Genomic DNA, 25646 nt, shown 5'->3' with positions numbered 1-25646 from the left:
GCAATCGTCAGTCAGCCATCGGACGCGGCCACGGCCGCGTGGCGGACGGCGAAGACGGCGTTGGCTTTGAGCATCAGGCGGCCACTGGCCTTGAGCAGGCAGGTCGCGTAGATCAGGCGTTTGCCCTGCTTGTCGATTTGCACGTGGGCTTCGAGCCAGTCGCCGGGCTGGACGGCGTTCAGATATTCCACCGACATCTGCACGGTCACAACAGACACCTGCCCTTGCTGCGCGATGGTGTGGCCCAGCGCGCTGTCGGCCAGTGTCGCAAGCAGTCCGCCGTGGGCCATGCCATGCGTGTTCGTGTGCGCGTGCCCTACCCGCAGTGCCAGCACGCTGTCCGCGTCGCGCCGGTACAGCGTGCCCAAGTCAGCCAGATGCGTCATGAAGGGGCTGCTGGGGCGCCAAGGAGCAAAACCTGCGGGGATTGAATCTGTCATGGCGTGCAATCGTGTGAATCCGAAGTGAATGGCTGAAAGTACCGCAAACCGGGGCGTGCCGGGCAGGTCCGCCCCCAAGAGGTGTACGCAGAGCGAACGAATGGACCCAAGCGCGATGACGCGCGGGAAGAGTAAGATTTGCGGCATAACAATCACCCTAGTGGCAGGAGCAAAGGAAGATGGCAAGAATCGGCATGGTGGGAATTGGCCTGATGGGCCACGGTATTGCAAGCAATCTGGTCAAGCACGGTCATACCCTGACGGTGCTGGATCACCCGGGCAATCAGCCTCTGGACACGCTGAAAGCCGCAGGCGCGACTAGCGTCGCCGACGGCGCTACGCTGGCCGCTCAGTCCGACGTGATCATCTTGTGTGTCACCGGCAGCCCGCAGGTCGAAGCCGTGCTGCTGTCAGCTGGCGGCGTGCTGGAAGGCTTGCGTCCCGGCACGGTGATCATCGATTGCTCGACCGCTATCCCCTCGTCCACGGTCAAGGTGGCGGCGGCCGTAACGGAAACGGGCGGCCGCTTCCTGGACGCGCCGATGACGCGCACGCCGAAGGAAGCCGCCGAAGGCCGCTTGAATCTGCTGGTGGGCGGCGACGCAGCCTTGTTCGAAGAGTGCAAACCCATCCTGGCCTGCTTTGCAGAGAACATCACGCATGCTGGCCCCATCGGCGCCGGGCACCGCATGAAGCTGCTGCACAACTATGTGTCTCTGGGTGTGGTGGCGTTGCTGTCGGAAGCAGCGGCGTGCGCGCTGCGTTCGGATATTGATCCGGCGGTGTTTACCGACGTGCTGGCCAAGGGCGGCGGCGGCGGCGTGGCACTGGAGCGCATCAAGCCGTATCTGCTGGAACAGGACGCGTCTTCGCTGCGCTTTTTTATGTCGAACGCGCAAAAGGATCTGTCGTACTACAACACGATGGCCGCCGAAGCGGGCGCCGTGCGGGAAATTGGCGCTGCCGTTCAGCACACGTTTGATCAGGCCGTCACGCAAGGCGGTGGCGACCGTTATGTGCCTGAGCTGGTGTCGCTGCTGAAAGACCGTTAAGCGATCAATCTGGCTGCTTGAAATGATTGCGCCCGGCTAGCCGGGCGCAATCATTTGCAGAGCGAATGCGCGTAAAGGTTTAACGCCCGCCCGCCGCCGCCATGGGTGCTCGCAGCACGCCGCGCGATGGCAAACGCAGCGAAATCAGCGCGGCCAGCAGCAGCAACGCGCCCGCCGATCCAAAGGCAACCCAATGCGTGCCGAATGCCTCGAATGCCCAGCCGCCCAGCCATGAGCTGATCATGCCGCCAATCTGATGGCCTAGATACGTCAGACCGTACAGCACGCCCACCAGACGGATACCGTAAACGTCGGCCAGAATCGCGGAGGACAAGGCGATGCTGCCCGCCCACACGATGCCGCCGATGGTGGCGGCGGCATACAGCTCCCAGTGCGCCCCCACCATGACCAGCGCAAAAAATCCCAGTCCGCGCACCAGATAGATCGCGGCAAGAATGTTGCGGCGCTCGACCTGATCAGACATCCGGCCCAGCACCAGGGTGCTGAAAATGGCGACCAGCCCGATCAGGCCTATGCCCAACGAACTGGTGGTCGCATCAAAGCCATGATCCATCAGCATCGGCATGCCATGTGTGCCCAGCAGGTTCATGCTGAAACCGCAGGCGAAGAGGCCCAACGCCACTTGCCAGAAGGGCAAGGTCCGCAGGGCATCCCGCACGTTGGGCGCCGGGCCTTTGACGGGAGGGCTGGCGGAGGATTTTTTCTCGACGACCTGATGCGGCAGCAGGTCGGTGTGTTCGGGCGCGTTGTCGCGCATGATGAATAGCGCCATCGGCACCGTCATCAGCGCGAACAGCACGGCGAATGCCAGCAGCGTTTCCTGCCAGCCCACAGCCGTGATCGCAAATGTCAGTGTGGGGGTCATCAGCGCAATGCCTGCCATCGAGCCAGTGGACAGAAAGAACAGCGCCATGCCGCGCTGGCGCGTGAACCAGCGGCTGATGATCGGGGTCAAGGCTACGGGGCTGGTGAAGGCCAGGCCGACAGACAGCGCCACGCCGAACGACAGCAGGAACTCAACGGGGCCGCGCGCAAAGACAGTCCAAATCGAGGATGCCACGACGATACCGGTGCCCGTCAGCAGCACGAAGCGGGTACCGCGCGTGCTGACCAGATATCCCGCCAGCGGCATGGCCAGGCCATAGCACAGCATGCCGATCGCGACGATGCCCGACAGCAGGCTGCGAGAGAAACCCAGCCCATCTGCCATGGGCAGGAAAAACGGCCCGATGCCCATCCGCAGTCCGACCGTCAACAGGGTGAGTACTGCGGCCGCGCCAACGATGTTCCAGCCGAAATACCAGCCGGCCGACTCTTGCTTGTCCAACATGCTTCTCCTCGGTGTCTTTTTATGGCCGCATGCGCGCCAGAACTTACGGACGCCGCAGGGGATGCGGAACAGAAGGTCCGCTTTCGACACGGGTGAGAAGGACGAGGCGTGAATCGGCTTGTTTGCGCCGGCGGCAACACCGCCGGACGCGTCATATTACTCCTGGCTATAAGCTTGGTAGATGCCCGCAGGGAATTCGTGTTCGGTCAGCGGCCGGCGGGCGTGACTCGCAAATTCTGGCGAAGCAAATATAATTGATATCGATTTTCATTCATAAACCGCCAGGCGGCGGCCTTTTGTCCTTCAGGTCTTTGCGCGTTCTTCATGCCTTCGGCAACCTCCCGCCCCGATTCCGAGCTGCACGCCTGGTATGTCGACCACGGCGGCTGGCTGCTTGCGTGGCTGAAAAAGAAGCTGGGCTGCCCGCACAACGCGGCGGACATGGCGCACGACACGTTCGCGCGCATCCTGGCGTCGCGCGATGCCTTGGCCTCGGTCCGAGAGCCCCGTGCTTTCCTGTCGGTGACGGCAGGCCGGCTCATCATTGATCAGGCCCGGCGTCGGCAGGTAGAAGATGCCTATCTGGCCGAATTGAGCCTGGCCATGGCCGACCATCCTGGCGCGCCGACGCCCGAACAGATTCTGATGACCTCACAGGCGCTGGCGCAGATCAGCGCCATTCTGGATGGTTTGGCAGAGCGTCCGCGTCAGGCTTTTTTGCTTCACTACCTGGATGGCGACACCCATGGCGAAATCGCCCGCAAGCTGGGCGTAACCGATCGCATGGTGCGCAAGTACCTGGTGACGGCGCTGGTCCACTGCCACGAGACGGTGGACGCATGAACGACACGGGTTCCCAGGCCATTGCGCGTCAAGCCGCCGACTGGTTGTTACGCTTGACGGACGATCACGCAAGCGCCGCGCAACGTGCAAATCTGCGCGATGATTTCAATGCCTGGAAACGCGAGGACCCGCGCCACGAGGCCGCCGCTCGCCGCATGGAAAGCGTGCTGACGCAATTGGGCGCGCTGCGTACCGAGGCCCAGGGCCAGACGCAGCCCTTGCACGCCGGCCTGCAAGCCGGGTGGGCAGCGGGCAGACGGCGCCGCGTGCGGCGCGTAGCGGCAGGCTTGGCCCTGGTTGCAGCGTTGCTGACGCCGGTGGCGGTGTTTCTGCACTTCTACCCTTCTTCCTACCTGCTGGCCGACATGCGCAGTGGCGCTGGCCAATGGCAGACCCATGTGCTGGCCGACCAAAGCCGAGTCACCCTGGAGCCCGGCACGGCGGTCAACCTGCACTTTGATCCGGAACGCCGCGAGGTGGAACTGGTGCAAGGCGACATTCTGGTGGAAGTCGCACACGACGCCGCACGGCCCTTCATCGTGCGCACGCAGCAAGGCAGCGTGCGTGCGCTTGGCACGCGCTTTGTCGTCAGCGCCGAATCCGGTGTGACGGTGCTGAGCATGCTGGAATCCAAGGTGCTGGCCAGCGCACGCAATGATGCCGACCCGGCCCACGCGCGCCAGGTGCAGGCCGGCGAGCAGGTGCGCATCACCGCGCTAAGCGTGGGCGCCCCCGTGCCGCTGGATGCAAGCGCCGTGGAAGATGCCTGGAAATATCGCCGTCTGGTGGTGCAGGACCAGCCCCTGGCCGATGTGCTGGAGCTGCTGGGCCGCTACCGCAGCGGTATTCTGCGCGTGGATCGCGACGCGCTGACAGGCATGCAGGTCAACGCCGTGCTGCCACTGGACGACCCGGACCGCGCCCTGCAATTGCTGGCCAGCAGTTTCCCGATCCGGGTGCGCACGTTGACCCCATGGGTCGTCATGATCGACCGGGCCACACCGCAGCGCTAAAGAATGTTGGGATGGCAGTTCCGCTTTTCCGATCTGGTGCGTCATAGCAATCAGGACACTCACGCACACGGAACACTCCATGCCCTTGCCGACCTTGAATCTTCGATACACCCCGCTGGCGTTCAGCCTGCTTCTGGCTACGCTGGGCGCAACCGCCCTGCCGGCCTACGCGCAGCAGCAACAGACCGACGCCGCCATCGCCTACGACATCCCGGCCGGTCCGCTGGCTGCCGCCTTGAACCGCTACGCCCAGCAGGCGGGCGTAGCGATCTCGGTGGATGCCACCCGTATCCAGGGGCTGACCACCAAGGGGTTGCGCGGGCGATACCGTATCGAAGAAGGCTTCCGTGAGTTGCTGGCCGGCAGCGGTTATGCCGCCAGCCGGAGCGCGGGCGGTTATGTGCTGGTAGCGGCGCCGCAGCCGGGCACCACCACCCTGCCCGCGGTGCGTGTCAGCGGATCGGGCGTGCCCGGCGCGCTGGACCCCACATCTGGCCTGCTGGCGTCGACCAGCTCCAGCGCCACCAAGACCGACACGCCATTGATCGAAACGCCGCAATCGGTGTCGGTGATCACGCGTGAGCAGATCGACGAACAAAAGCCCCGCAGCGTGACGGAAGCGCTGCGCTACACGCCCGGCGCCTTCACAGGCCTGGTGGGCGCAGCAGACCGCTACGACTACGTGGCCCTGCGCGGCTTTATTGAAAACAGCACAGACAACACCATCTATGACGGGCTGAAGCTGCTTAGCGATTCCGGCACTTTCAGTTCAATCCAGATCGACCCCTACTTTGTGGAACGTATTGACGTGTTCCGCGGCCCATCGTCGGTGCTGTTTGGACGCAGCGCGCCCGGCGGCCTGGTGCAGCTGACCAGCAAGCGCCCGCTCTTTGACCCCTACCGTTCGGTCGAGGTTTCTTACGGCACCCAGGGTCAGAAAAGCGCGGGTTTCGACGTTGCAGGCCCCGTAGACGACAACGGCAAAGTCGCTTACCGCGTAACGGGCCTGGGCCGCTCAACCGACACGCAATTCAACAACACGCGCGAAGAACGCTACGCCATTGCGCCGCAAGTGATGTTTAACTTCACGCCGGACACCAGCCTGCTGCTGCAAGCCTATCTGCAACGCGATCCCAGCGGCGGTTTCCACAGCGGCGTGCCGGCAGACGCCAGCATTACCAATGACCACGCAGGCCAGCGCATTTCACGGCACTTCGTGGACTCTGATCCCGATAACAACGAGTTCAAGCGCAACGAACGTATCTTCGGCTATCAGTTTGATCATCGCTTCAATGATCGCTGGACGTTCCGCCAGAACGCGCGCTATGTCTCGTCGGACGTCGCGCTTAAACAGGTCTACGGCTACGGTTGGGCGACTGGCAACGACCTGACGCGCTACTACTCCGGGGCCGACGAATCGTTGAATGCCTTTGCCATCGACAACCAGCTGCAAGGCAAGTTTGAGACCGGCGCCGTCAAGCATACGGTGCTGCTGGGGCTGGACTACCAGAACCGTCATGCCGATGGCCGCTGGGATTCGGGATCGGCGTCGAACCTGAACGCCTTCAACCCTGATTACGCCAATGGCAACGTGCAGATCACGAGCCGCACCTTCTTTGACCGCCGTCTGGAACAGACCGGTTTCTACCTGCAAGACCAGTTGGCCTACGACCGCTGGCGCTTCACGCTAAGCGGCCGTCAGGACGAAGTGCGCACCACCGAAACCAGCCGTACGGGCGACTACGCGTCCAAACAAAGCTGGTCGGGTTCCAAGTTCACCAAGCGCGCCGGCCTGGTCTATTTGTTTGACTCTGGCGTATCGCCCTACCTGAGCTACAGCGAATCCTTCAACCCCAATGCGTACACGGACCAGCAAGGCAATTTGCTGCCGCCCACGCAAAGCAAGCAGTACGAAGTGGGCGTGAAATACCAGCAGCCGGGCACCGAAAACATGGTGACGATGGCGGCGTTTGACCTGACGCAGGACAACGTGGCCAACCGCGTGCTGGCGCAAACCTACTACACCCCCGCAGGCAAGGTCCGGTCGCGCGGGATCGAGCTGGAAGGCAAGGCCCGCCTGACGGACAACTTCACGATGCTGGCCGCCTACACGTTCACGGCGATGAGCTATCGCGAATCCACCGAAGGCCTGACGGGCAACACGCCATACCAGGCGCCGCGTCACATGGCATCCCTGTGGGGCGACTATCAGTTTGACTCCGGATTGGGCGTGGGCGCAGGCGTGCGTTATGTGGGCACCAGTTGGGCCGATAGCGGCAACACGCTGAAGGTGCCGGCCTATACGCTGGTGGACCTGTCGGTGCGTTATGACCTGGGACGGTTGTCGTCGTCGCTCAAGGGCATGAGCGTGCGCGTGGCCGCCAACAACCTGCTGGACAAAACGTACGTGGCTTCTTGCGCCAGCCTGAACTACTGCTATTACGGCGAAGAACGCAACGTCGTTGCGACGCTGAAGTACGAGTTCTGATGCCCCGCCGGGCGCCAGCCAATCGTGGCAAGCGCCCGCCGCAGCCGCGCTACCAGCGGTAGCGCGCTGTCATCACCACCGTGCGTTCTGCGCCGCGATAGCACTCGCCCGAGTAGCAAATCGAGTAGTACTCCTTGTTGAACAGATTGGACACGTTCAACGCCAGACGCCACGGGCCGGTTTCGTAATGCACGGTAGCGTCGGCCAGCGTCACGCCAGGGCGGGCGGTGCTGTTGTGTTCGTCGTCCCAACGCTTGCCGATGTAGCGCACGCCGCCGCCCACACCCAGCCCTTGGGCCAAGGTGTAATCCAGCCACAATGCCGCCGTTTGCTTGGGCACGCCAACCGGCACTTTATTGATCTCGTCGACATCGCCGCTGTTCTTCACGCGCAAATCCAGCCACGTATACGATGCGGCGATATTCAGGCCGCGCATCAGCTCGCCCTTGGCTTCCAGTTCCAGCCCGCGCGCCCGTTGCTTGCCAATCTGGCGCTGCTCGCCCTCGACCGGGTTGTAGCTGACGATGTTGGTCTTGTTCAGATCAAAGAGGGCCATCGTATACAGGCTGCGTGAACCCGTCGGCTGGTATTTGACGCCTACCTCTACCTGCTTGCCCCGGCTGGGTTTGAACGGGTTGTTGTTGCTGTCCACACCGCTATTGGGCAAAAACGATTCCGAATAGCTCACGTAGGGCGCCACGCCATTGCCCGCCAGATAGGTCACGCCGGCGCGGCCGCTGAAGGCGTCGTCCGTGTTGCGCCGGTACGAATCGTTCAAATGGTCATCCAGAATCGACGTGACGCGGTCCTGACGGCCGCCCAAGGTCACGATCCAGCGGTCACCCAGTTTGATCTGATCTTGCAGATATATACCCGCCTGACGGATTTTCTGACCATAGTTGGCCAGCGGCTCGGTGGGCGTTTCGATCGGCACGTTATAGATCGGATTCAGCAGATCCAGGTCAGGCGCAGGGCCGATATAGCGGTTTGCCTTGGCGCGCTGGTCGCTCCAGTCCACGCCCAGCAACACCGTGTGTTCCGTGCCGGCAAACCGCAGCTTGCCCTGCATCTGCGTATCCAGCACTGACTGGCTCATCGGGTCATTCCACGTCCGGGCAACGCGTGAAATCGCGGTGACGTCTTCGTTGATGGAATCCGTCCACACCACGCGCCGGTCCACCGACAGATGGGTATAGCGGAAATTCTGGCGGAAGGTCCAATCGTCGTTGAAGCGGTGCTCAAACTGATAGCCGATAGACGACTGTTCACGCTTGATCCGCGAAAAGCCCGGGTCCCCCATCTTGACGTCGGTCAGCTTGTAATCGGTGCTGAAAAAATACGGGTCTTCCCCCGACTTGATGTTGATGTATTCCCCCAGCAGAGTGAACGAGGTCGCCGCATTGGGCTGCCAGCGCAGCGACGGCGCCACGTAAACGCGCTTGTGGTTGAGCTTTTGGCCGTTGGGGTATTCGTCCTGATCGTTGCTGTCCAGGCCCAGGCCCACCAGGCGGTAGCTCAGGGTGTCGTTCACGCCGAATGCGTCGCCCAGATCGAAGGCGGCCTGCTTGCGATCAAAACTGCCGTACTGCAATTCGACCTCGCGAATCCGCTCGCCGGTGGGCTTCTTGCTGACGTTGTTGATAATCCCGCCCGCATCGCCTTGTCCGAAGGTCATCGACGACGGACCGCGCAGCACTTCGACGCGATCCAGGCCATACGGTTCGGTGAAGTAATAGGTGATGCCGGCGGGCGTCTGCGCCAAGCCGTCGCGATAGCCGCTGTTGAATGTGTTGAACCCGCGTAGCGAGATGTCGTCCCAGCCCCGATTATCCGGCCCGTAGGTGTTGACCGTGACGCCGGGCGTGTACTGAACGATGTCCATGATGTTCAGCGCGCCTCGCGCTTCCATCTCTTCACGCCCCACCACAGATACCGATTGCGGCGTCTCTAGAATCGGCGTGTCGGTCTTGGTGGCCGTGGCGCTGCGCGTGGCTACATAACCTTCCATGGGGCTGAAGGCAGTCTCGCGGTTGCCGGTCACCGTAACAACGGGCAAGGTGGTGACGCCTGCGGCAGGCGCCGTTCGCAGCACGTAGTTGCCGCTGCCACGGTGTACAGCCTGAAGGCCGCTGCCGGTCAGCAATTGGGCGAGCCCCCCTTCCACCGTGAACGCGCCGCGCAAACCGGTGGATTCCCGGCCGCGCGTTTGCTCGGCGTCAAACGACAGCGTGATGTCCGCTGCTGCGGCAAAGCGGCTTAACACTGCGCCCAGTGATCCGGCCGGAATGTCGTAGCTGCGGGTAGCAGGGGCGCTCTGGGCCCGCGCGTTGCTTGAGTACGTTCCTGCACCGGCGCCCGCCAGCAAGGCAGTGGCAAACAGTATGGGCACAATACGCGGCGCCCCAAGCGCACGCGATGAATGACGAGAACGGCGGCGGAATCTGGGGCGGCGTGAAGGATCGGCGTGCGGCATGCGGAAGACTCTGACTCTCAGGGGGAGGACTCGGAACTGCCGCAGGCATCAACCATACGGCGCTATCTCGTAGGCCGGATGAGATTCAAAAAGAGCAACCCCCACCCAAAAATATTTGCTGCTAGCGCGGTTCGACCCGAACCCAGTAGCGGGTGCGGCTGCGAATCTTGACCGGCAACGACGCGGCCACGTTGTCCAGCACCGCGTCGGTATCGGACAGCCGGAAGGCGCCAGACAAGCGCAAATGCGCGACGGCCGGATCACAGCTGAGACTACCGCTGCGATAGCGCGACAGTTCCGCAATGAATTCGCCCAGGGGCTGATCGATGGCGACGAGCTTGCCGTTGATCCATTCAGATTGGCCGGCAGCCACAGGCTGCGGAGTGTCGACCGCCTGCGCCGAGAAGCGGACCTGCTGGCCTGCGCCCAGACGCAGCGCGGGCGCGGTGGGGTCCGCCGGCTGCACCATTACGGCATCCTGGAATACCGCAACCTGTGCCGCCCCCGGTTCCACGCGCACCGAAAACCGGGTGCCCAACGCACGGATACGGCCTTGGGCGGTATGAATCTCGAACGGCCGATGGCCGGCAGTGTCCGCAGCGGTCTGCACCAGCACCTCTCCCTGGTGCAGGCGCAGCACCCGGACGGCAGGCCCGTAATCGATGTCGACAGCAGAAGCCGTGTTCACATAGAGCGTGCCGCCATCTGGCAGCATCAGCGTACGGCGTTCGCCCGTCTGGGTGCGCAAGTCTGCGGCAAGCACGCGCCACGGCGGCGCGCTGGCCGCCCCGATAGCCACGCCCCCGCCCAACAATACGGCCAGGCCCAAGAAGCGGCGGCGTTGCTGGCGCGCGGCCTGCAAGGTCGGCAGCAACAGGTCGCCCGGCACACTGCCCAAGCGCTGCTGCAACGCCAACATTTGAGCCCAGGCATCGCGATGACGGGCGTCAGCGTCCAGCCAGCGCTGCCAGCCGGTACGGGCCTGGCGGGCAGAATCCGGATCTTGCAAGGCCACGTACCAGCGCGCGGCGGCGGAAAGAATATCGGGAGAAAATTCAGACACAGCGGCAGTTACTCGGCGGCCAGCAGCAGGCATTGCGTCAGCGCCCGCACCATATGCTTCTTCACGGTGGTGACAGACACATCCAGCTTGGCGCCGATCTGGGCGTAGGTCAGTTCTTCAAACTGCGCCAGTAGAAAAATCTCTCGAGTGCGAGATCCCAAGGCATCGAGCATGCGGTCAATCGCCATCACGGTTTCAAGCACGATGGCGCGCGTTTCGGGCGAAACGGCTACGGGCTCGGGCTGGGCAGCCAGCGTTTCCAGATAGGCGCGTTCGATAGTTTGACGGCGGTAGCGGTCCGTCACCAAACCACGTGCAATGGTGGCCAGGTATTCACGCGGACGCTGGATCGCGTCGGCATTGCGGTGCATCAGCACACGCAGAAAAGTGTCTTGAGCCAGATCGGCGGCGTTGTCGCCGTTGCCGAGCTTGCGCCGCAACATGCCCACCAGCCAGGGGTGGTGATCGCAATACAGCGCTTCAAGGGTCAGAGCGGGTGCCTGGTCGGACATGGGACATTCGCGGCGCCCCAACTGACAAGGCGACTTATAAATGAATATGATTCTCGATTCTATCCGAGACGCCCGCCGACTCCGCAAAAGAAAAAACAGGGCCGCAGCGCCAACTCAACACCTCTGCCCTCTTATCGCAGCACATTGCGCACAAAACGCAGGGAAGCCACCCCGTCGTTGAAGTAGGCGTATGGCTGCGCGCTGCTATAGATGGCGAAGTCATCGGCGCCGACCAGCTGCGATACGCCTGACAACTCCAGCCGCAAGGCGCCTTCGATGACATAGACCATCTCGTGCCAGCCCTCGGGGTCTGGTTCAGCCAGGTATTGTTCGCCCGGCGCCAACGACCAGATCCACAATTGCGCCTCGCAGCTCGCGGGCGCCGCGCCCAGCAATACTGCCTGGCTACCGGGATGTTTGCCCCGCCACGCACGGGCCTCAATTCGACGCCGCTCGCGGGCGGGGTCGCTGACCAGATCCACGAAACCCACGCCCAGCGCACCCGCCAATTTATCCAGGCTGGCCAGGCTGATGTTGGCCTTGCCAGCCTCCAGTCCCGCGATCATGCGGCGGCTGATCCCGGATGCCTCCGCCAGATTCGACTGGCTTAGACCGCCCTGCTTGCGGATGCGGCGCAGGTTTTCCCCCACATGCGTGAGAACGTCGCTTCCGGTTGGCGTAATGTGCAGTATATTGCTCATAATTTCATCGCTATTGAAGTCTATCGTGCAGCCCAAGTCATCGATGTTTTCCCTAACCCGCCAGGAAATCGCCCTGGTCCTGGTCACCATGCTGTGGGGAAGCACGTTCCTCATCATCCACATCGCCATGCAGCATAGCGGACCGCTGTTTTTCGTAGGCGTGCGATTCACGATTGCGGGCCTGGTGACGATGCTGTTGTTCCGCAAACACATGATGGGGCTTACCCGCTTTGAAACGGGCGCGGGAATCGCGATTGGCTGCGCTTTGTTCCTGGGCTACTACTTGCAAACCCATGGTCTGCGCACCATCACCAGCAGCCAGTCTGCCTTCATTACCGCGCTCTATGTGCCCATCGTGCCCTTGCTGCAATGGGCAATCTTGAAACGGCCGCCCGGCTTGATGAGCTGGGTTGGCGTAACGCTGGCGTTCGCGGGTTTGATCCTACTGGCCGGGCCGGAAGCCGGATCACTGAGTTTCAGCCCCGGCGAGGTCGCTACCCTGGCGGGCGCGGTGGCGATTGCCGCCGAGATCATTCTGATCGGCATGTTTGCCAAGCGCGTGGACAGCCGCCGCGTGACTGCGGTGCAGTTGTTGACCGCCGGACTGGTGTCCTTTGCGCTGATGCCCGTGATCGGCGAATCGGTTCCTGCGTTTTCGTGGCTGTGGGCGGGCGCGGCGATAGGCTTGGGATTGGCCAGCGCTGTTATCCAGCTGACCATGAATTGGGCGCAGAAATCGGTATCGCCTACCCGCGCCACCGTCATCTATGCGGGCGAACCCGTCTGGGGCGGGATCGTCGGCCGCCTGGCGGGCGACCGGCTGCCAGCGCTGGCGCTGGTTGGCGCGGCGCTGATCGTCACCGGCGTCATTGCCAGCGAGGCGAAGTTTCGGCGCAAAAAATCCGTTCAGACCCGGCCCAGCGAAGGCTGATACCTGCGTGCCGGGCTGCCGGTCAGCCGGCCTGTTGCAGAAACGCCTGCAAGGCCGGCACCGTGTTCAATACGTGCTGACGCATGGCCGCTTCGCACTTGGCCGGATCGCGGGTTTGCAGCGCGTCGATCAGTTCCTGATGCGACTCGCGCACCCGCAGTACGCGGCCGGGCTGGGCAGCCCACAAACGCATATAGGGTTCCACAACCGAATGCAGCTCAGAGATCTGGCTCAACAAGCGAGGCTGCTGACAAAAGCTGCACAGGTATTCGTGAAATTCGCGGTGGGCGGTCGTCCAGTCCAGATAGTCGCCCGAGCCTTGCTCCAGCTGCTCCAGCATGTTCGACAGACGCCGGATGTGCTCGGCATTCATATGCAGCACCGCGTTGCGCATGGCCAGACCTTCCAGCACTGAGCGCATCTCGAACACTTCCAGCATTTCCTGCTGATTCAGGCCGCGCACCACCGCGCCGCGATTCGCGCGAATCTCGACCAGCCCCTCAGACGCCAACCGGCGCAGGGCGCCGCGAATCGGCATTCGGCTTGTTCCGATCTCGCTGGCGACGACGTCCGGCACCAGGCGCTGGCCGGGCGCATAACGCCCCAACCGGATCTCGCGCTGCAAATGCAGGTAGGCCTCGTCTTCGGCGCTGATCGCTGTCTTCTGAAATTGCAGCATCGTCGTCCCCGGGCTTGGTAAGCCGCCATGATAGATAAACGCAAAAATAACACAAATTGGATCCAATGATCCATGGATGCAAACACCAATAGTTCTGAGCGCCCGTCTTGCGTTTAATCCAGTCGGGGGACGTCACGTGCGTTCGCCTCGCCGGAACGGGCAATAGACCCGCCTGGCACCTGTTTTCCATTTCGCGCATCAAGGGGAATCCATGCAATTTCGTCTCATCCGCGCGCTGGCTGGCGCCGCCGCCATGGCCTTCGCGGCCCAGGCTGGCGCGCAAACCGCCGCTCAAGCCACCGACTGGCCTCAACATCCTGTGCGCATCGTCGTGCCGTTTCAGGCAGGCTCCGCCACCGACCTCATTTCCCGCCAGTTGGGCGCCGCGCTGGCAACCGAACTGGGCCAGCCCTTTGTCGTGGAAGCCCGTCCGGGCGCGGCGGCTGCAATCGGCAGCGCTTCCGTCGCCCGCTCGGCTCCCGACGGCTACACGCTGCTGATGGGCGGCCCCGCCGCCGTCGTCACCAACCGCTTCCTGCAAAAGCGCCTGGCCTATGACCCGGATGCGTTCGCACTGGTGTCCATGGTCGCCTACACGCCGAACATTCTGCTGGCCAATACGCAACAGCCGTTCAAGACGCTGCCGGAAATGATCGCCTATGCGCGCGCCAATCCGGGCAAGCTGACGTATGCCTCGTTCGGCACGGGCACTACCTCGCACATGGCGGGTGAAATGCTCAAATCCATTGCTGGCATCGACATCTTGCACGTCCCCTACAAGGGCGCAGGCGAAGCGATCCCCGCGCTGCTTTCCGGCCAGGTGTCCATGTACTTCGACACCATCATGACGGGCCTGCCGCAGGTCAAGAGCGGTTCGCTGTTGGCATTGGGCATGTCCAATTCGCAGCGGTCCGCGCTGGCGCCGAACATTCCGACCATCGCCGAACAAGGTTATGCCGGTTATGACATCGCCCCGTGGTACGGCCTGGTGGCGCCGGAAGGCACGCCCGCCCCAATCCTTGATAAGCTCAATCGCGCCGTCAACAAGGTGCTGGCCGATCCGGCATTGCGCAGCAAGCTCGCCGAAGCAGGCGCCGAACCGCGTGGCGGCAGCCGCGAGGAATTCGCCGCCTTCATCAAGGCCGAGATTCCGCGCACCAAGCAGTTGATCGATCAAGCCGGCATCACCCCGCAGTAATTTTTCTACCTACGAGTTCCAGCAACCATGTCCTCCCCCTTCGATTGGTCTTTTCCGTACGCTTCCCGAAAAATGCCGGTCCTGGCCGCCAACGCGGTCGCGACCAGCCAACCTCTGGCTGCGCAGGCGGGACTACGCATGCTGCTGGCCGGTGGCAATGCCGTTGACAGCGCCATTGCCACCGCGATTGCTTTGACTGTCGTCGAACCCGTCATGAACGGGATCGGCGGCGATATGTTTGCCCTGGTCTGGCACGATGGCCAGTTGCATGGCCTGAACTCCAGCGGCTGCGCGCCAGCCGCGTGGACGCCCGAATACTTCAACGGCCGCGATGCCATGCCCGGCACCGGCTGGGGCACGGTTACGGTTCCCGGACAGGTTGCCGGCTGGAAGGCATTGTCAGAGCGCTTCGGCAAGCTGCCATTCGCCAAGCTGTTCGAGCCCGCCATCGCCTACGCCGAAGACGGTTTTGCCGTGTCACCCACGATCGCGCGTCAATGGGCGACGCAAGCGCCCAAGCTGGCTCACGAGCCTGGGTTTGCAGAAGCGTTCTTGCCCGAAGGCCGCGCGCCGCAAGTTGGCGAGTGGTGGCGTTTCCCCGCGCAGGCCAAGACCCTGCGCGAGATTGCCGAGAGCGGCGGAGAGAGCTTCTATCGCGGCGAGCTGGCAAAGAAAATTACCGACTTCGCCAGTCAGACGGGTGGCGCACTAAGCGCCGCAGATCTGGCCGAACACCGCGCCGAATGGGTCACTCCCATCTCGCAGTCGTTCCGCGACGTTGAACTGCATGAAATCCCGCCTAACGGCCAAGGCATCTCGGCGCTGATGGCGCTGGGCATGCTGGAGCAATTCGATCTGGAAGGCATGGGCCGCGACAGCGCCGATTATTACCACGTCAGCATTGAAGCCATGAAGCTGGCTTTTGCCGACCTGCACCATCATGTCGCCGATCCGCGCCACATGCGCACCGACGCAGCCGCTTTGCTCGACCGCGCCTACCTGGCCGAGCGAGCCCGCCTGATCTCCATGGATCGCGCCGCCGTACCTACGGCGGGAACGCCCGCCACTGGCGGCACCGTTTACCTGACCGCCGCAGATGCAAGCGGCACCATGGTGTCGTTCATTCAGTCCAACTACCACGGCTTTGGCTCCGGCGTGGTGGTGCCGGGCACGGGAATCAGCCTGCACAACCGCGGTTTGAATTTTGTGCTGACGCCCGGACACGCGAATCAAGTGGCGCCTCGCAAGAAACCCATGCACACCATCATTCCCGCCTTCGTCACGCGCGGCGGCAAGCCGCTGATGTCGTTTGGCGTGATGGGCGGATCGATGCAGGCGCAGGGCCATCTGCAAATGGTGACGCGTCTGGCGGCATTTGGACAAAACCCGCAGGCCATGAGCGACGCGCCGCGCTTTCGTGTGGAAAAAGGTCCTGTGGTCAATGTGGAATCCCACTTGCCAGCAGACGTGGTGGATGCGCTGCGCGCACGCGGCCACAATGTGGCCGTTGCACCCGCCGACAGTCTGGAGTTCGGTTCCGCGCAGCTGATTTGCCGTTTGCCGCAAGGCGGCTACATGGCAGCATCGGATTCGCGGCGCGACGGGCAGGCCGTCGGCTTCTAATTGGGCGCCTGGGGTCCAGCGTGCGTCAAGCAGGGCTGAAGGCGCTTTCTTCCGGATGATGCAATACCGGAAAAGCGCCGCCAGCCACGTGATTTTGCGCTGCGTCGGCGCCGTACTTGATCAAGTCGGCGTCGCGCTCAAGACCCAGCTTTCTCATCGCGCTTCTTTTCTGTGAACTCACGGTTTGCACGCTGCGATGCGACATCTGCGAGATTTCCGTTACCGTGGCTCCCGCACAAAACAAGCGCACGATTTCGGCTTCTCGTTTGGTCAAGCGCAAACGCCGGTGGGACAAAGGGTGGTTCACGATCATGTCCTTGATCTTGGGCGAATAATAGGTTTTGCCCTGATAGGTGGCGTGAACCGCATTGATAATGTGCTGCGTTGAATCCGCTTTGCTGAGTACGCACAGATTTTGATAACCCAGCAGTGTGCGTATCAACGTCGGGTTATCCACCATCGTGAGTATCGCCACCCGCAGCGCCGGAAAGCGCCGCTGCAGCAATGCGATCAAACCCAGCCCGTCGCCATACTTGCCGCCTGGCATGGAATAGTCGGATACCAGAACATCGCAATGCTGTGTTTCAAGCCGGGCGATAAGATCAGTGGAGTTCTCGACGCAGCCGATGACATCAATGGCCGGGTCAAGCTCCAGTTCGCAACTAACGCCTAAGTTCACTGCCGGGTGATCGTCGGCGACAATCACGCGTATGTATCGTGTTGACATCGTTGCATTCTCCTTACTGAAGTCGGAGCGTCGGGGTCAACATGCCCTATGCGTGCGCTTCGCAATGTGCTGTGTCGTTTTTCATTGCCCGATATAGTGCTGTGGGCCATGTCATAAAAAAATAGGACGACTACGAAAATGGTGTGGCGGCCCCTGTTCTTGCAACCGGGGCGGCATGGCAAGAGTTCGGACGGCACATCGCGCCAGACGACCGGCAACCCCTACAATCCGCGGTGCTGCGGCTGACACCGTCATACGCTTGCAGCGATTCCTGCGGATACTCGCCGCTCAGATGCACGAAGGAACCCCATGCCAGAGTTGCCGGCAGCGCCCGTTGAGACGGTCCGCCAGACCAATGCCCATAGGTTATTGAATAAGGCGCCGCTAGCCCTCGTGCAGGGTGCTCGCCGGGGCCTGTTGGCCTTATTGATCGCTGCCGCGCCTGGCGTGAACCAAGCCGCCCTGCCCCTGGCAGTCGATGGGCAGCCCCTGCCCTCGCTGGCGCCGATGCTGGAACACGTAACGCCCGCCGTCGTCAATATCTCGGCGCAGTCCGACCCGCGGCAAACGGCCGCTGGCGGCGACGTGCGCGCGCAAGGCATGCGTCAGAACGTAGGGTCGGGCGTGATTGTCGACGCCGCGCAAGGCAACATCCTGACGAACCACCACGTGGTGCGCGGCGCGTCGGCTATCCGCGTGTCTTTACAGGACGGCCGCAGTTTCACGGCCACCGTCGTGGGCAGCGACCCGGACACGGATCTGGCGGTGCTGCGCATTCCGGCGCAGAACCTGCAAGCACTGTCGCTTTCGGATTCCAGCGATTTGCGGGTCGGCGATTTTGTCGTGGCCATTGGCGACCCCTTTGGGCTGGGTCAGTCGGCGTCGTCGGGCATCGTGTCCGCGTTGGACCGCTCGAATCTGCGCGCCGCCGGTTATCAGAACTTCATCCAGACCGACGCGTCCATCAACCCGGGCAACTCGGGCGGCGCGCTGGTCAATTTGAACGGCGAACTGGTCGGCATCAACACCATGATCTACACGCCTTCGGGCGGCAATGTCGGCATCGGCTTTGCCATCCCGTCCAATCTGGCGGGCGAAGTCATGCGGCAGTTGCTGCAACACGGGCAAGTGCAGCGCGGCGGTCTGGGCCTGGACACCTTGGACATCACGCCGCGCAACGCGCGCCAGCTGGGGCTGGCGCCGGGATCAACAGGCGTGGCGGTGGCCCGTGTCACCGACGGATCACCCGCCCAGAAGGCCGGTGTCCAAGCTCGCGATCAGATCTTGTCGGTAGACGGCAAAGCCGTTTCCACCAGTGCGCAACTGCGCAACGCGGAAGGCCTTTTGCCCGTGGGACGCGAGGTGCGGCTGGCCTTGCAGCGGGCGGGCGCCCGCATCGAGATTTCGCTGCGCATCGAGCCTGAACAAAGCGAGCGGCTGCATGGAGGCTCGCTGGATGCGCGGCTGACGGGGGTGGAATTTTCAGAAATTGCCCGCGCGCAGCGGGTGCAAGGCAATGACGGCGTGGCGATCAGTGCCACCTATCCCGAACGAGGTCCGGTGGCCGCGCGCGTCCAGCGCGGTGACATTATCATCGGCCTGAACCAGCGCCCGGTCAGCAAGCTGGCGGATCTGCGCGATCTGTTGGCCGGGGTTGGCAGGCAGCCGTTGATATTGACCTTGGTGCGCGGCAGGTCGGTGTATTCCTTGCAGGTGAACTGAATCACTCGGTCCGATCGCATTTAAGACCATTCCTAATATATTAAGAACCGCTACACGGCTACACTAGGTCCGCGCAGCACGCCCCGCGCCCCGCATTCATTCGACCGGCGTCCTGTCCACGGGACCCGGCCATGCAACGCTGTACCGGAGGCCCCGTGAACACGGACATGATCAACCTCTCGATCGACCAGGTCTATGACTTGTCGGTCGATGTCCTGAGCCGCAACGGCTTTTCTGCCCCTCACACGGCGGCGATCGCCCAGACGATCACCGCCGGCCAACGCGATGACTGCCAGTCCCACGGGCTTTACCGCCTGATCGTCTGCGTGCGCACCTTGCAGACAGGGCTGGTGGACCCCGCCGCCCTGCCCGTCGTCACGCATCCCACGCCCGCCGTCGTCCAGGTGGACGCCCAGCGCGCCTATTCATTGCTGGCATTTCAGGAAGGCCTCCCGCACCTGGCTGAAAAGGCCAAGAAAAATGGCATCGCGGTGCTGGCCATCAATAACTGCTTTCACTTTTCGGCTTTGTGGCCCGAGGTCGAAGCCATCGCCGCACTGGGCTTGGCCGGTATCGCGATGACACCCAGTCATAGCTGGGTAGCGCCCGCCGGCGGCACGCGGCCAGTCTTCGGCACCAACCCGCTGGCCTTTGCATGGCCACGCCCGGGCGCTTTCCCCTACGTCTTCGACTTCGCGACCAGCATGGTGGCGCGCGGCGAAATCGAACTGCACCGGCGCACCGGCAAGCCCATCCCCGAAGGCTGGGCCATCGACAAATACGGTCAACCCACCACCGACGCCGCGGCTGGCATGGACGGCGCCATGACGACCTTTGGCTCGTACAAGGGGTCGGCGCTGTCCACCATGATCGAACTGCTGGCTGGCCCGCTGATCGGCGATTGGACCAGTATGCAATCCCAGGCCTACGACGCGGGCGCGGGAGCCACGCCCTTGCACGGCGAACTGCTGATCGCGCTGGACCCCCAACTGCTGGGCCGCGGAATGCTAACCGCAAATACCGCTGCCGCCGAAGCGATGCTCGATGCCATCAGCGGCCAGGGCGCCCGCCTGCCATCCGAACGCCGCTTCAAGGCCCGTGCAAAAAGCGAGCAAGAAGGCGTCTGGGTCAGCCGCGCGCTCTACGACGAAGTCCGCAAGCTGGGCAAATCTGACAACCTATGAACCCGGGTCAGGACGTCATCATCATCGGGGCCGGCATAGTCGGTTTGAATTGCGCGTTGGCGGCACAGCAAACGGGCTTCTCGGTCACCGTCATTGACCCGGCGTTTGAAGGCGACCGCGCCTCTCATGGCAACGCGGGTTCCATTGCCGTTGCCGAACACACCCCGTTTTCGGTCCCAGGGGTTCAATGGAAGGCCATCAAATGGCTGATGGACCCGTTGGGACCGCTTGCGCTCAGATGGCAACACCTGCCCCGGGCGCTGCCGTGGTTCATGGCTTTTAACGCGGTCAGCAAGCCCGGCGCCTATCGCCGCATTTCCGAGGCGCTGGCCCGCTTGAACAACCGGGCGCTGGAAGATTTCATTCCGATGCTGGACACGATTGGCCTGCGTGACCAGATCCATTGCCACGGCGCCATCACGGTGTACGAACAGGAAAGCAACTTCCGAGCCGACACCGCCAACTGGGCGCTAAAGCGCGAGCTTGGCGTGAACTGGACAGCCTTATCCGCCGACGAGATCCGCAGCCTGGAGCCCCGTCTGGCCCCTGTGTTTTCCTGTGGTGTCAGGTTGCACGATTGCGCCCACGTGTCTGACCCCAAAGCCATTGTTGACGCGCTACGCCGTCACGTTGCGGCGAACGGCGCCACCTTGGTGGCAGGTCAGGTCCGGGGGCTGAACATTCGCAATCGCAACCGCCCGGCCGCTTTGCTTGAAGATGGCCGCTCGATAGACGCCGCACACATTGTGGTCGCGGCCGGCGCTTGGTCCGCGCCGCTTGCGCGCACTGCCGGCGACCGCGTGCTGCTGGAAAGTGAAAGAGGCTACAACACCACGCTGCCCGCAGCAGGCGCCATGCTGCAACGCGAGGTGATCTTTGCAGAACGCAAATTCGTCGCGACGCCGTTGTCTGTCGGCCTGCGCATCGGCGGCGCAGCCGAATTCGCAGGACTCAATGCCCCGCCCAATTACGCGCGCAGTCAGGCGCTGTTGACCATGGGCCGGCGCCTACTGCCCGGCATGGACGAAACGGGCGCCGTGCAATGGGCGGGGCACCGCCCCGCCACACCAGACTCACTGCCGGTCATCGGCCGCTCCCCCAACAACGAGTCGGTGCTGTATGCGTTCGGGCACGGTCATCTGGGGCTGACGCAATCCGCCACAACCGGATTGCTGATTGCGGATTTGCTGGCAAAGCAGGCGCCGCGAGTGGATCTCGCTCCCTACTCCATTCAACGCTTTTCGCGGTAGGAAGACATGCGGAAGGAAGACATGCGGTAGAAAGACGCGCGGTAAGAAAACGGCAATCGGGCCAGCCTTGCCGGCCCGGATATTCGTCATTGTCACTTGCCGCACTTCGGCGTCAATCCTTCTCGCTTTACACCAGGTTGCGCGCTCGCGGATCATGCTTGCCCAGGCGGGCAAGCAGATGATCGACCTCGGTCTTCGCCTGCGCCGTCAACACGCTACCCGGACGGCGTTGCGCCGCGCTCGTCAAGATGCCCCGGCGCATCATCACGTATTTGCGCACCGCCAGCCCCACACCCGGTTGCTGTTCATAGCGCAACAACGGCAGATGCGCGTCAAACAGATCGTGGGCGGCTTCAATCTTGCCCTCACCCACCCATTTGACGAAGTCGCACAGCATGTCCGGGAAGCAGTAGCCCGTGTTGGCGCCGTCGGCGCCGCGCGCCATCTCGTAGTCCAGGAACAGGCCGTTATTGCCGCACAGGATGGAAATGTGGCGCATGGTGCCTTCGGCTTCAAAGCGGCGCAGCGCCGAGATCTTTTCCAGGCCGGGCCAGTCTTCGTGCTTGAGCATCACGCACGAGGCCAGATCCGTCACGATGCGCCGGATGACAGTGGGCGCCATCTGCACGGAAAACGTCAGCGGATAGTCCTGAAGCACAAAGGGCACATCGTCGCCAATGGCTTCAACCGCCTGGTGGTAGTAATTGACGATCTGATCGTCGGTGCGCAAGGTGTTGGGCGGCGCAATCATCACGCCAGCCGCGCCGCGGTCCATGACCTCTCGCGACAGCGCGCGCATGGATGCGAAACCGGGGGCGGACACGCCCACTACGACAGGCATGCCGCCCGCCTTGCCGATGACCTGCGATGCAATGTCCAGCGATTCCGCGAAATCCAATTTGGGCGCTTCGCCCAACTGGCCCAGCACCGTCAGGCCGGTCGAGCCGCAAGCCTGATAAAAATCCATCATCCGGTCGATCGACGCGTGGTCCACGGCGCCGTCGTCAAAGAACGGGGTGGGCGCAATCGGAAACACGCCCTTGGCATCAGCAGTCAGTTTCATCATCTAGGTCCTTGAAAGTTTTATGTCCGCCGAAGCGCTTTAGATACTGGCGATCAGGCCGCCATCGACCCGGATCGTGGAACCGGTGATGTAGCTGGCCCGCGCGCTGGCCAGGAACGCAACCGTGTCGCCGTACTCCTTGGGGTCGCCGTAGCGGCCTGCCGGGATGGCGGCGGTGCTCTCGGTGCTGACCTCTTCAACGCTGCGGCCTTCGCGTTTGGCGCGCGCTTCGTCCAGGAACGTGATGCGGGCGGTGGCGATACGGCCGGGCAGCACGATGTTCGACGTAATACCGTCCTTGCCCACTTCACGCGCCAGCGTCTTGGACCAGCCCACGAGCGACATGCGCAACGCGTTCGAGATACCCAGGTTGGGAATCGGAGCAATCACGCCCGACGAGGTGCTGGTGATGATTCTTCCCCAGCCGCGTTGGCGCATGCCCGGCAATACGCGGTCGGTCAGCTTGATGACGGACAGCACCATGCCTTCGAAGTGTTCGCGCCACAGATCCGCCTGCTGGCCGGAAGACGGCGTGGGCGGCGGACCGCCCGTGTTGTTAATCAGGATATCGACCGGGCCGACATTCGCTTCAATCCAAGCTACCTGGCTGTCGAAGGCATCCAGCGCCCGCAAATCCCATTGCATCGCAACAGCGCTCAGGCCATCTATGGTGATCTTGTCCGCCGTGGCAGTGGCAGCATCCAGGTTCAGGTCGGCCACGACGACCTTGACGCCTTCCTGTGCCAGCGCCCCCGCAATCGCGCTGCCCAATCCGCCGCCGCCGCCCAGCACCAATGCGGTCTTGTTCTTGATACCCAGATCCATCATTACCTCCGTGAATGTGACGCTTGCATTGCTTCACGTCTATTTTCCTTATGCAGGCCTCTCAAGAAAAATGGAAAATACTCAGGCAGATCATTCACTTTATGAATGATCTTTCCCGCAACACGGTACAGTTAATGCCTATCTTTCATGTGTTTCCAGAATGAACCCGCGCCGCCTGACCCCGTCCATGTCTTTGTTGCTGGCTTTCGAAGCCAGCGCCCGCCATCTGAGCTTTACGCGAGCCGCCGCGGAATTGGCGTTAACGCAAAGCGCCGTCAGCCGGCAGGTGCAGGCGCTGGAAGCGCTTTTGGACGTGCCGCTGTTCCGGCGTGAAAAGCGCCGGATTCTTCTGACCGACGCCGGGCGGGGATACCAAAAGGAACTGGAGGCGGTACTGCAACGCATCCGCAGCGCGTCGCTGCAAGCGATCTCGCACCGCACCGGACGCGGCGCCATCCATCTGGCCGCGCTGCCCACGTTCACGGCAAAGTGGCTCATGCCGCGGCTGAACCGCTTTTACGCGCAGCACCCCGGTATTCTGGTTCACCTGCATTCGCGGGTGTTGCGCTTTGATCTGGACCTGGCGGGCATTGATGCCGTCATTGCCGTGGGTGACGGAGACTGGCCGGGTCTGGTGCCCTACCGCTTGATGGACGAACACGTCATTCCTGTCATCAGCCCCGAGCTGGCCGCCAGACATCCGGCCCGCACGCCTGCCGATCTGTCCCAGCACATGCTGCTGCAAGTGGCCGCCCGCCCCGCCGTGTGGCGCCATTGGTTTGAGGCGCACGGGCTGCCCGTGCGCACGATGCGCATGGGCGCGCAGTTTGAATTGACGACCCACTTGATCCAGGCCGCGGCCTCGGGCATCGGCATCGGGCTATTGCCCACGTTCCTGGTAGAGGATGAAATCCGCCAAGGCGTGTTGGTGCCCGCGCTGGACGAAACCTTCAGCACGGGCGCGGGTTACTTCTTTCTGGCGCCGCCCGACAAGCTGGTCACGCCAGCGCTGGCGGCGTTTCGGGATTGGCTGCTGGAAGAAAGCGGACAGCCGGCGGCAGCCCCCCTTCATCCCGCTTAAACGATAGGGTCCCGGTGCGCATACGGACGGCGGCGCATCAGCTCGGCCAATTTATCCAGCGCATGCGCCAGCGCCTGGCGATCCTTCACGCCCCCTAAAGAGATTCGAATCGCATTAGGTCCGGCGCCAGCGCCAACCTGAAAGGCATCCGACGACGTGACGCTTAACCCTTCGTCACGAGCCACTCGCGCCAGATCCATGGCGGTCCATGGCGCGGGCAAGGTCTGCCAAACGTGTATGCCCACTGGGTCTGCGTGGAACGGACCCGGCAGCAACTGGCGAGCCAGCCGTTGCCGCGCCTGAGCCTCGGCGCGCACGCCATTCAAGATGACTTGCGCGGTTCCGCTGACGATCCATTGGGTAGTCAGCGCGCCCATCAGGGGCGTGGCCATCAGCGCGAAAGAGCGCATCGCCGCCAACACTTGTTCGCGGCTTTCCTGGTCTGGACTCAGTACAAAGGCCGTGCGCAGGCCAGGCGTCAAACACTTGGCCAGCGTCGCGATATGAAACACGGATGCTGGCGCATAACTCGCCAAAGGCGGCGGCGCATCGTCCAGAAACAGCCGATAAGGATCGTCTTCGATAATCATGGCGCCGCAGGCCGAGGCCGAGCGCACCAGATCGCGACGGCGCTGGGCGCTCATCGTATGGGCCGTGGGATTTTGCAGCGTGGGATTCAGATAGACCAGCCGGCTGCCGCTTTCGCGGCAGGCGCGCTCAAGGCCGGCGGGCGTCATGCCGTCCGCATCGGCCTCGGCCGCCAACACCTGACGGCCCAGATGCTGGGCCGCACTAAGCAGCCCCGGATACACCAGCGGTTCCGCAACGATGCTGTCTCCGGGTTGGCTGCAGGCCAGGATCAACGCAGCCAGCGCGGCTTGCGCCCCGGGACATACCAGCACCAGCGCGGGATCAATCGGCCCGACGGCTTGCGCCAGCCACTGCGCGCCAGCCTCGCGCCCTTCGGGACCGCCGCCTGCCAAGTGGTAAGCCATCATCACATTGACGTCATGCCGGTCCATCACCTTGCCCAAACCGTGCTGCACTAAATCTTGCAGATCACAGCCCAGCGGCGCGGGCGGCATGTTCATGCCCAAGTCAATCAGTTGCGCGGACTGAGCGGCTGGCCGGGCGATAAACGTGCCCAACGCGCCGCGCGGATCCAATAACCCCCGCTGCCCGGCTTCGGCATAAGCGCGAGTCACCGTGGTCAGGTCTACGCCCAGCCGCTGGGCCAAGCCGCGCTGCGGCGGCAAGCGGTCGCCCGGTAGCAGGCGGTTTTCCAACACTGCCTGTGCAATGAAATCCGCAATCTGACGGTAGCGAGGCCCCCCGCCACGCGTGAGTTTCTCCGGCCAAACTGCATACATATCGTCGTCTTGCATGGATTTACCTGCGCCAGAATGTCGCAATGTATGGATGATATT

22 protein-coding genes are annotated in these 25646 nt (G+C 62.9%); 11 read left to right on the top strand and 11 right to left on the bottom strand.

Going from position 1 to position 25646, the window contains the following annotated elements; translation table 11 throughout:
- Positions 1–11: 11 nt before the first annotated feature.
- Positions 12–440, bottom strand: coding sequence for a PaaI family thioesterase (locus tag RAS12_RS00450; protein WP_306944394.1), 429 nt, complete (start codon positions 438–440; stop codon positions 12–14).
- A gap of 179 nt (positions 441–619) precedes the next feature.
- Between RAS12_RS00450 and RAS12_RS00445 the strand changes: the two genes are divergently transcribed.
- Complete coding sequence (locus tag RAS12_RS00445; protein WP_306944392.1) at positions 620–1492, top strand: NAD(P)-dependent oxidoreductase; 873 nt, start codon at positions 620–622, stop codon at positions 1490–1492.
- A 79-nt stretch (positions 1493–1571) separates the two neighbouring features.
- On the opposite strand, the gene RAS12_RS00440 is transcribed toward RAS12_RS00445, so the two are convergent.
- Positions 1572–2840, bottom strand: a complete 1269-nt coding sequence (locus RAS12_RS00440) for an MFS transporter (protein ID WP_306951700.1) — start codon at positions 2838–2840, stop codon at positions 1572–1574.
- Between the two features lie 327 nt (positions 2841–3167).
- On the opposite strand from RAS12_RS00440, the gene RAS12_RS00435 reads away from it, so the two are divergent.
- The 3 genes from RAS12_RS00435 (at position 3168) to RAS12_RS00425 (ending at position 7187) form a co-directional block, all read left to right on the top strand.
- Positions 3168–3686, top strand: a complete 519-nt coding sequence (locus tag RAS12_RS00435) for a sigma-70 family RNA polymerase sigma factor (protein WP_306944391.1) — start codon at positions 3168–3170, stop codon at positions 3684–3686.
- A complete protein-coding gene (locus RAS12_RS00430; protein WP_306944389.1) occupies positions 3683–4699 on the top strand; it encodes a FecR family protein in 1017 nt (338 codons plus the stop codon). Before RAS12_RS00435 ends, RAS12_RS00430 begins: the two co-directional genes overlap by 4 nt.
- Before the next feature lie 79 nt (positions 4700–4778).
- Complete coding sequence (locus RAS12_RS00425) at positions 4779–7187, top strand: TonB-dependent siderophore receptor (protein ID WP_306944387.1); 2409 nt, start codon at positions 4779–4781, stop codon at positions 7185–7187.
- 49 nt (positions 7188–7236) lie between these two features.
- On the opposite strand, the gene RAS12_RS00420 is transcribed toward RAS12_RS00425, so the two are convergent.
- From RAS12_RS00420 to RAS12_RS00405, 4 genes are all read right to left on the bottom strand, one after another.
- Positions 7237–9576 carry a TonB-dependent siderophore receptor gene (locus RAS12_RS00420; protein ID WP_306944385.1) on the bottom strand — a complete coding sequence of 780 codons (2340 nt, stop codon included), beginning with the start codon at positions 9574–9576 and terminating at the stop codon, positions 7237–7239.
- Positions 9577–9781: 205 nt separating this feature from the next.
- Positions 9782–10723, bottom strand: coding sequence for a FecR domain-containing protein (locus tag RAS12_RS00415; RefSeq protein ID WP_306944383.1), 942 nt, complete (start codon positions 10721–10723; stop codon positions 9782–9784).
- Between the two features lie 8 nt (positions 10724–10731).
- Complete coding sequence (locus RAS12_RS00410; protein WP_306944381.1) at positions 10732–11235, bottom strand: sigma-70 family RNA polymerase sigma factor; 504 nt, start codon at positions 11233–11235, stop codon at positions 10732–10734.
- Between the two features lie 131 nt (positions 11236–11366).
- The gene (locus tag RAS12_RS00405; RefSeq protein ID WP_306944379.1) at positions 11367–11936 is read right to left on the bottom strand and encodes a helix-turn-helix domain-containing protein; all 570 of its coding nucleotides are present in this window, start codon (positions 11934–11936) and stop codon (positions 11367–11369) included.
- A gap of 43 nt (positions 11937–11979) precedes the next feature.
- Here RAS12_RS00405 and RAS12_RS00400 point away from each other — a divergent pair, with 43 nt between their 5' ends.
- Positions 11980–12867 (top strand): DMT family transporter, encoded by an 888-nt coding sequence (locus tag RAS12_RS00400; RefSeq protein ID WP_306944377.1) that lies wholly within the window; start codon positions 11980–11982, stop codon positions 12865–12867.
- 22 nt (positions 12868–12889) lie between these two features.
- Here RAS12_RS00400 and RAS12_RS00395 read toward each other — a convergent pair whose 3' ends face one another.
- Positions 12890–13546: a GntR family transcriptional regulator gene (locus RAS12_RS00395; RefSeq protein ID WP_306944375.1), complete on the bottom strand. Its 657-nt coding sequence runs from the start codon at positions 13544–13546 to the stop codon at positions 12890–12892.
- Positions 13547–13757: 211 nt separating this feature from the next.
- On the opposite strand from RAS12_RS00395, the gene RAS12_RS00390 reads away from it, so the two are divergent.
- Positions 13758–14744, top strand: a complete 987-nt coding sequence (locus RAS12_RS00390; protein WP_306944373.1) for a Bug family tripartite tricarboxylate transporter substrate binding protein — start codon at positions 13758–13760, stop codon at positions 14742–14744.
- Between the two features lie 27 nt (positions 14745–14771).
- Complete coding sequence (gene ggt / locus RAS12_RS00385; RefSeq protein WP_306944372.1) at positions 14772–16367, top strand: gamma-glutamyltransferase; 1596 nt, start codon at positions 14772–14774, stop codon at positions 16365–16367.
- Between the two features lie 25 nt (positions 16368–16392).
- Here the strand turns inward: ggt and RAS12_RS00380 are convergent, their stop codons facing one another.
- Positions 16393–17094: a response regulator gene (locus tag RAS12_RS00380; protein ID WP_306944370.1), complete on the bottom strand. Its 702-nt coding sequence runs from the start codon at positions 17092–17094 to the stop codon at positions 16393–16395.
- A gap of 309 nt (positions 17095–17403) precedes the next feature.
- On the opposite strand from RAS12_RS00380, the gene RAS12_RS00375 reads away from it, so the two are divergent.
- The 3 genes from RAS12_RS00375 (at position 17404) to RAS12_RS00365 (ending at position 21250) form a co-directional block, all read left to right on the top strand.
- Positions 17404–18816, top strand: a complete 1413-nt coding sequence (locus RAS12_RS00375; RefSeq protein ID WP_306944368.1) for a trypsin-like peptidase domain-containing protein — start codon at positions 17404–17406, stop codon at positions 18814–18816.
- Between the two features lie 131 nt (positions 18817–18947).
- The gene (locus RAS12_RS00370) at positions 18948–20000 is read left to right on the top strand and encodes an Ldh family oxidoreductase (RefSeq protein ID WP_306944366.1); all 1053 of its coding nucleotides are present in this window, start codon (positions 18948–18950) and stop codon (positions 19998–20000) included.
- Complete coding sequence (locus RAS12_RS00365; RefSeq protein WP_306944364.1) at positions 19997–21250, top strand: NAD(P)/FAD-dependent oxidoreductase; 1254 nt, start codon at positions 19997–19999, stop codon at positions 21248–21250. The genes RAS12_RS00370 and RAS12_RS00365 overlap by 4 nt, the downstream gene beginning before the upstream one ends.
- A 127-nt stretch (positions 21251–21377) precedes the next feature.
- Here the strand turns inward: RAS12_RS00365 and RAS12_RS00360 are convergent, their stop codons facing one another.
- Positions 21378–22313, bottom strand: coding sequence for a dihydrodipicolinate synthase family protein (locus RAS12_RS00360; RefSeq protein WP_306951698.1), 936 nt, complete (start codon positions 22311–22313; stop codon positions 21378–21380).
- Between the two features lie 39 nt (positions 22314–22352).
- Positions 22353–23138 (bottom strand): SDR family oxidoreductase, encoded by a 786-nt coding sequence (locus tag RAS12_RS00355; RefSeq protein WP_306951696.1) that lies wholly within the window; start codon positions 23136–23138, stop codon positions 22353–22355.
- A gap of 160 nt (positions 23139–23298) precedes the next feature.
- On the opposite strand from RAS12_RS00355, the gene RAS12_RS00350 reads away from it, so the two are divergent.
- Entirely contained in the window at positions 23299–24219 is a 921-nt protein-coding gene (locus RAS12_RS00350) for a LysR substrate-binding domain-containing protein (RefSeq protein ID WP_306944361.1), read from the top strand.
- On the opposite strand, the gene RAS12_RS00345 is transcribed toward RAS12_RS00350, so the two are convergent.
- Positions 24216–25604 (bottom strand): aminotransferase-like domain-containing protein, encoded by a 1389-nt coding sequence (locus RAS12_RS00345; RefSeq protein ID WP_306944360.1) that lies wholly within the window; start codon positions 25602–25604, stop codon positions 24216–24218. The genes RAS12_RS00350 and RAS12_RS00345 overlap by 4 nt on opposite strands.
- Positions 25605–25646: the final 42 nt, after the last annotated feature.

Source organism: Achromobacter seleniivolatilans, from assembly GCF_030864005.1.
GTDB classification, from domain to species: Bacteria; Pseudomonadota; Gammaproteobacteria; order Burkholderiales; family Burkholderiaceae_B; genus Achromobacter; species Achromobacter seleniivolatilans.
The sequence above is the reverse complement of the archived record's forward strand: the minus strand, read 5'-3'. Positions and strand labels throughout refer to the sequence as shown.

Coding starts and splice junctions, on each gene's coding strand:
- RAS12_RS00450 (WP_306944394.1), bottom strand. CDS start 440: ATGACAGATTCAATCCCCGCAGGTTTTGCTCCTTGGCGCCCCAGCAGC.
- RAS12_RS00445 (WP_306944392.1), top strand. CDS start 620: ATGGCAAGAATCGGCATGGTGGGAATTGGCCTGATGGGCCACGGTATT.
- RAS12_RS00435 (WP_306944391.1), top strand. CDS start 3,168: ATGCCTTCGGCAACCTCCCGCCCCGATTCCGAGCTGCACGCCTGGTAT.
- RAS12_RS00430 (WP_306944389.1), top strand. CDS start 3,683: ATGAACGACACGGGTTCCCAGGCCATTGCGCGTCAAGCCGCCGACTGG.
- RAS12_RS00425 (WP_306944387.1), top strand. CDS start 4,779: ATGCCCTTGCCGACCTTGAATCTTCGATACACCCCGCTGGCGTTCAGC.
- RAS12_RS00410 (WP_306944381.1), bottom strand. CDS start 11,235: ATGTCCGACCAGGCACCCGCTCTGACCCTTGAAGCGCTGTATTGCGAT.
- RAS12_RS00405 (WP_306944379.1), bottom strand. CDS start 11,936: ATGAGCAATATACTGCACATTACGCCAACCGGAAGCGACGTTCTCACG.
- RAS12_RS00400 (WP_306944377.1), top strand. CDS start 11,980: ATGTTTTCCCTAACCCGCCAGGAAATCGCCCTGGTCCTGGTCACCATG.
- RAS12_RS00395 (WP_306944375.1), bottom strand. CDS start 13,546: ATGCTGCAATTTCAGAAGACAGCGATCAGCGCCGAAGACGAGGCCTAC.
- RAS12_RS00390 (WP_306944373.1), top strand. CDS start 13,758: ATGCAATTTCGTCTCATCCGCGCGCTGGCTGGCGCCGCCGCCATGGCC.
- ggt (WP_306944372.1), top strand. CDS start 14,772: ATGTCCTCCCCCTTCGATTGGTCTTTTCCGTACGCTTCCCGAAAAATG.
- RAS12_RS00380 (WP_306944370.1), bottom strand. CDS start 17,094: ATGTCAACACGATACATACGCGTGATTGTCGCCGACGATCACCCGGCA.
- RAS12_RS00375 (WP_306944368.1), top strand. CDS start 17,404: ATGCCAGAGTTGCCGGCAGCGCCCGTTGAGACGGTCCGCCAGACCAAT.
- RAS12_RS00370 (WP_306944366.1), top strand. CDS start 18,948: ATGCAACGCTGTACCGGAGGCCCCGTGAACACGGACATGATCAACCTC.
- RAS12_RS00365 (WP_306944364.1), top strand. CDS start 19,997: ATGAACCCGGGTCAGGACGTCATCATCATCGGGGCCGGCATAGTCGGT.
- RAS12_RS00360 (WP_306951698.1), bottom strand. CDS start 22,313: ATGAAACTGACTGCTGATGCCAAGGGCGTGTTTCCGATTGCGCCCACC.
- RAS12_RS00355 (WP_306951696.1), bottom strand. CDS start 23,138: ATGGATCTGGGTATCAAGAACAAGACCGCATTGGTGCTGGGCGGCGGC.
- RAS12_RS00350 (WP_306944361.1), top strand. CDS start 23,299: ATGAACCCGCGCCGCCTGACCCCGTCCATGTCTTTGTTGCTGGCTTTC.
- RAS12_RS00345 (WP_306944360.1), bottom strand. CDS start 25,604: ATGCAAGACGACGATATGTATGCAGTTTGGCCGGAGAAACTCACGCGT.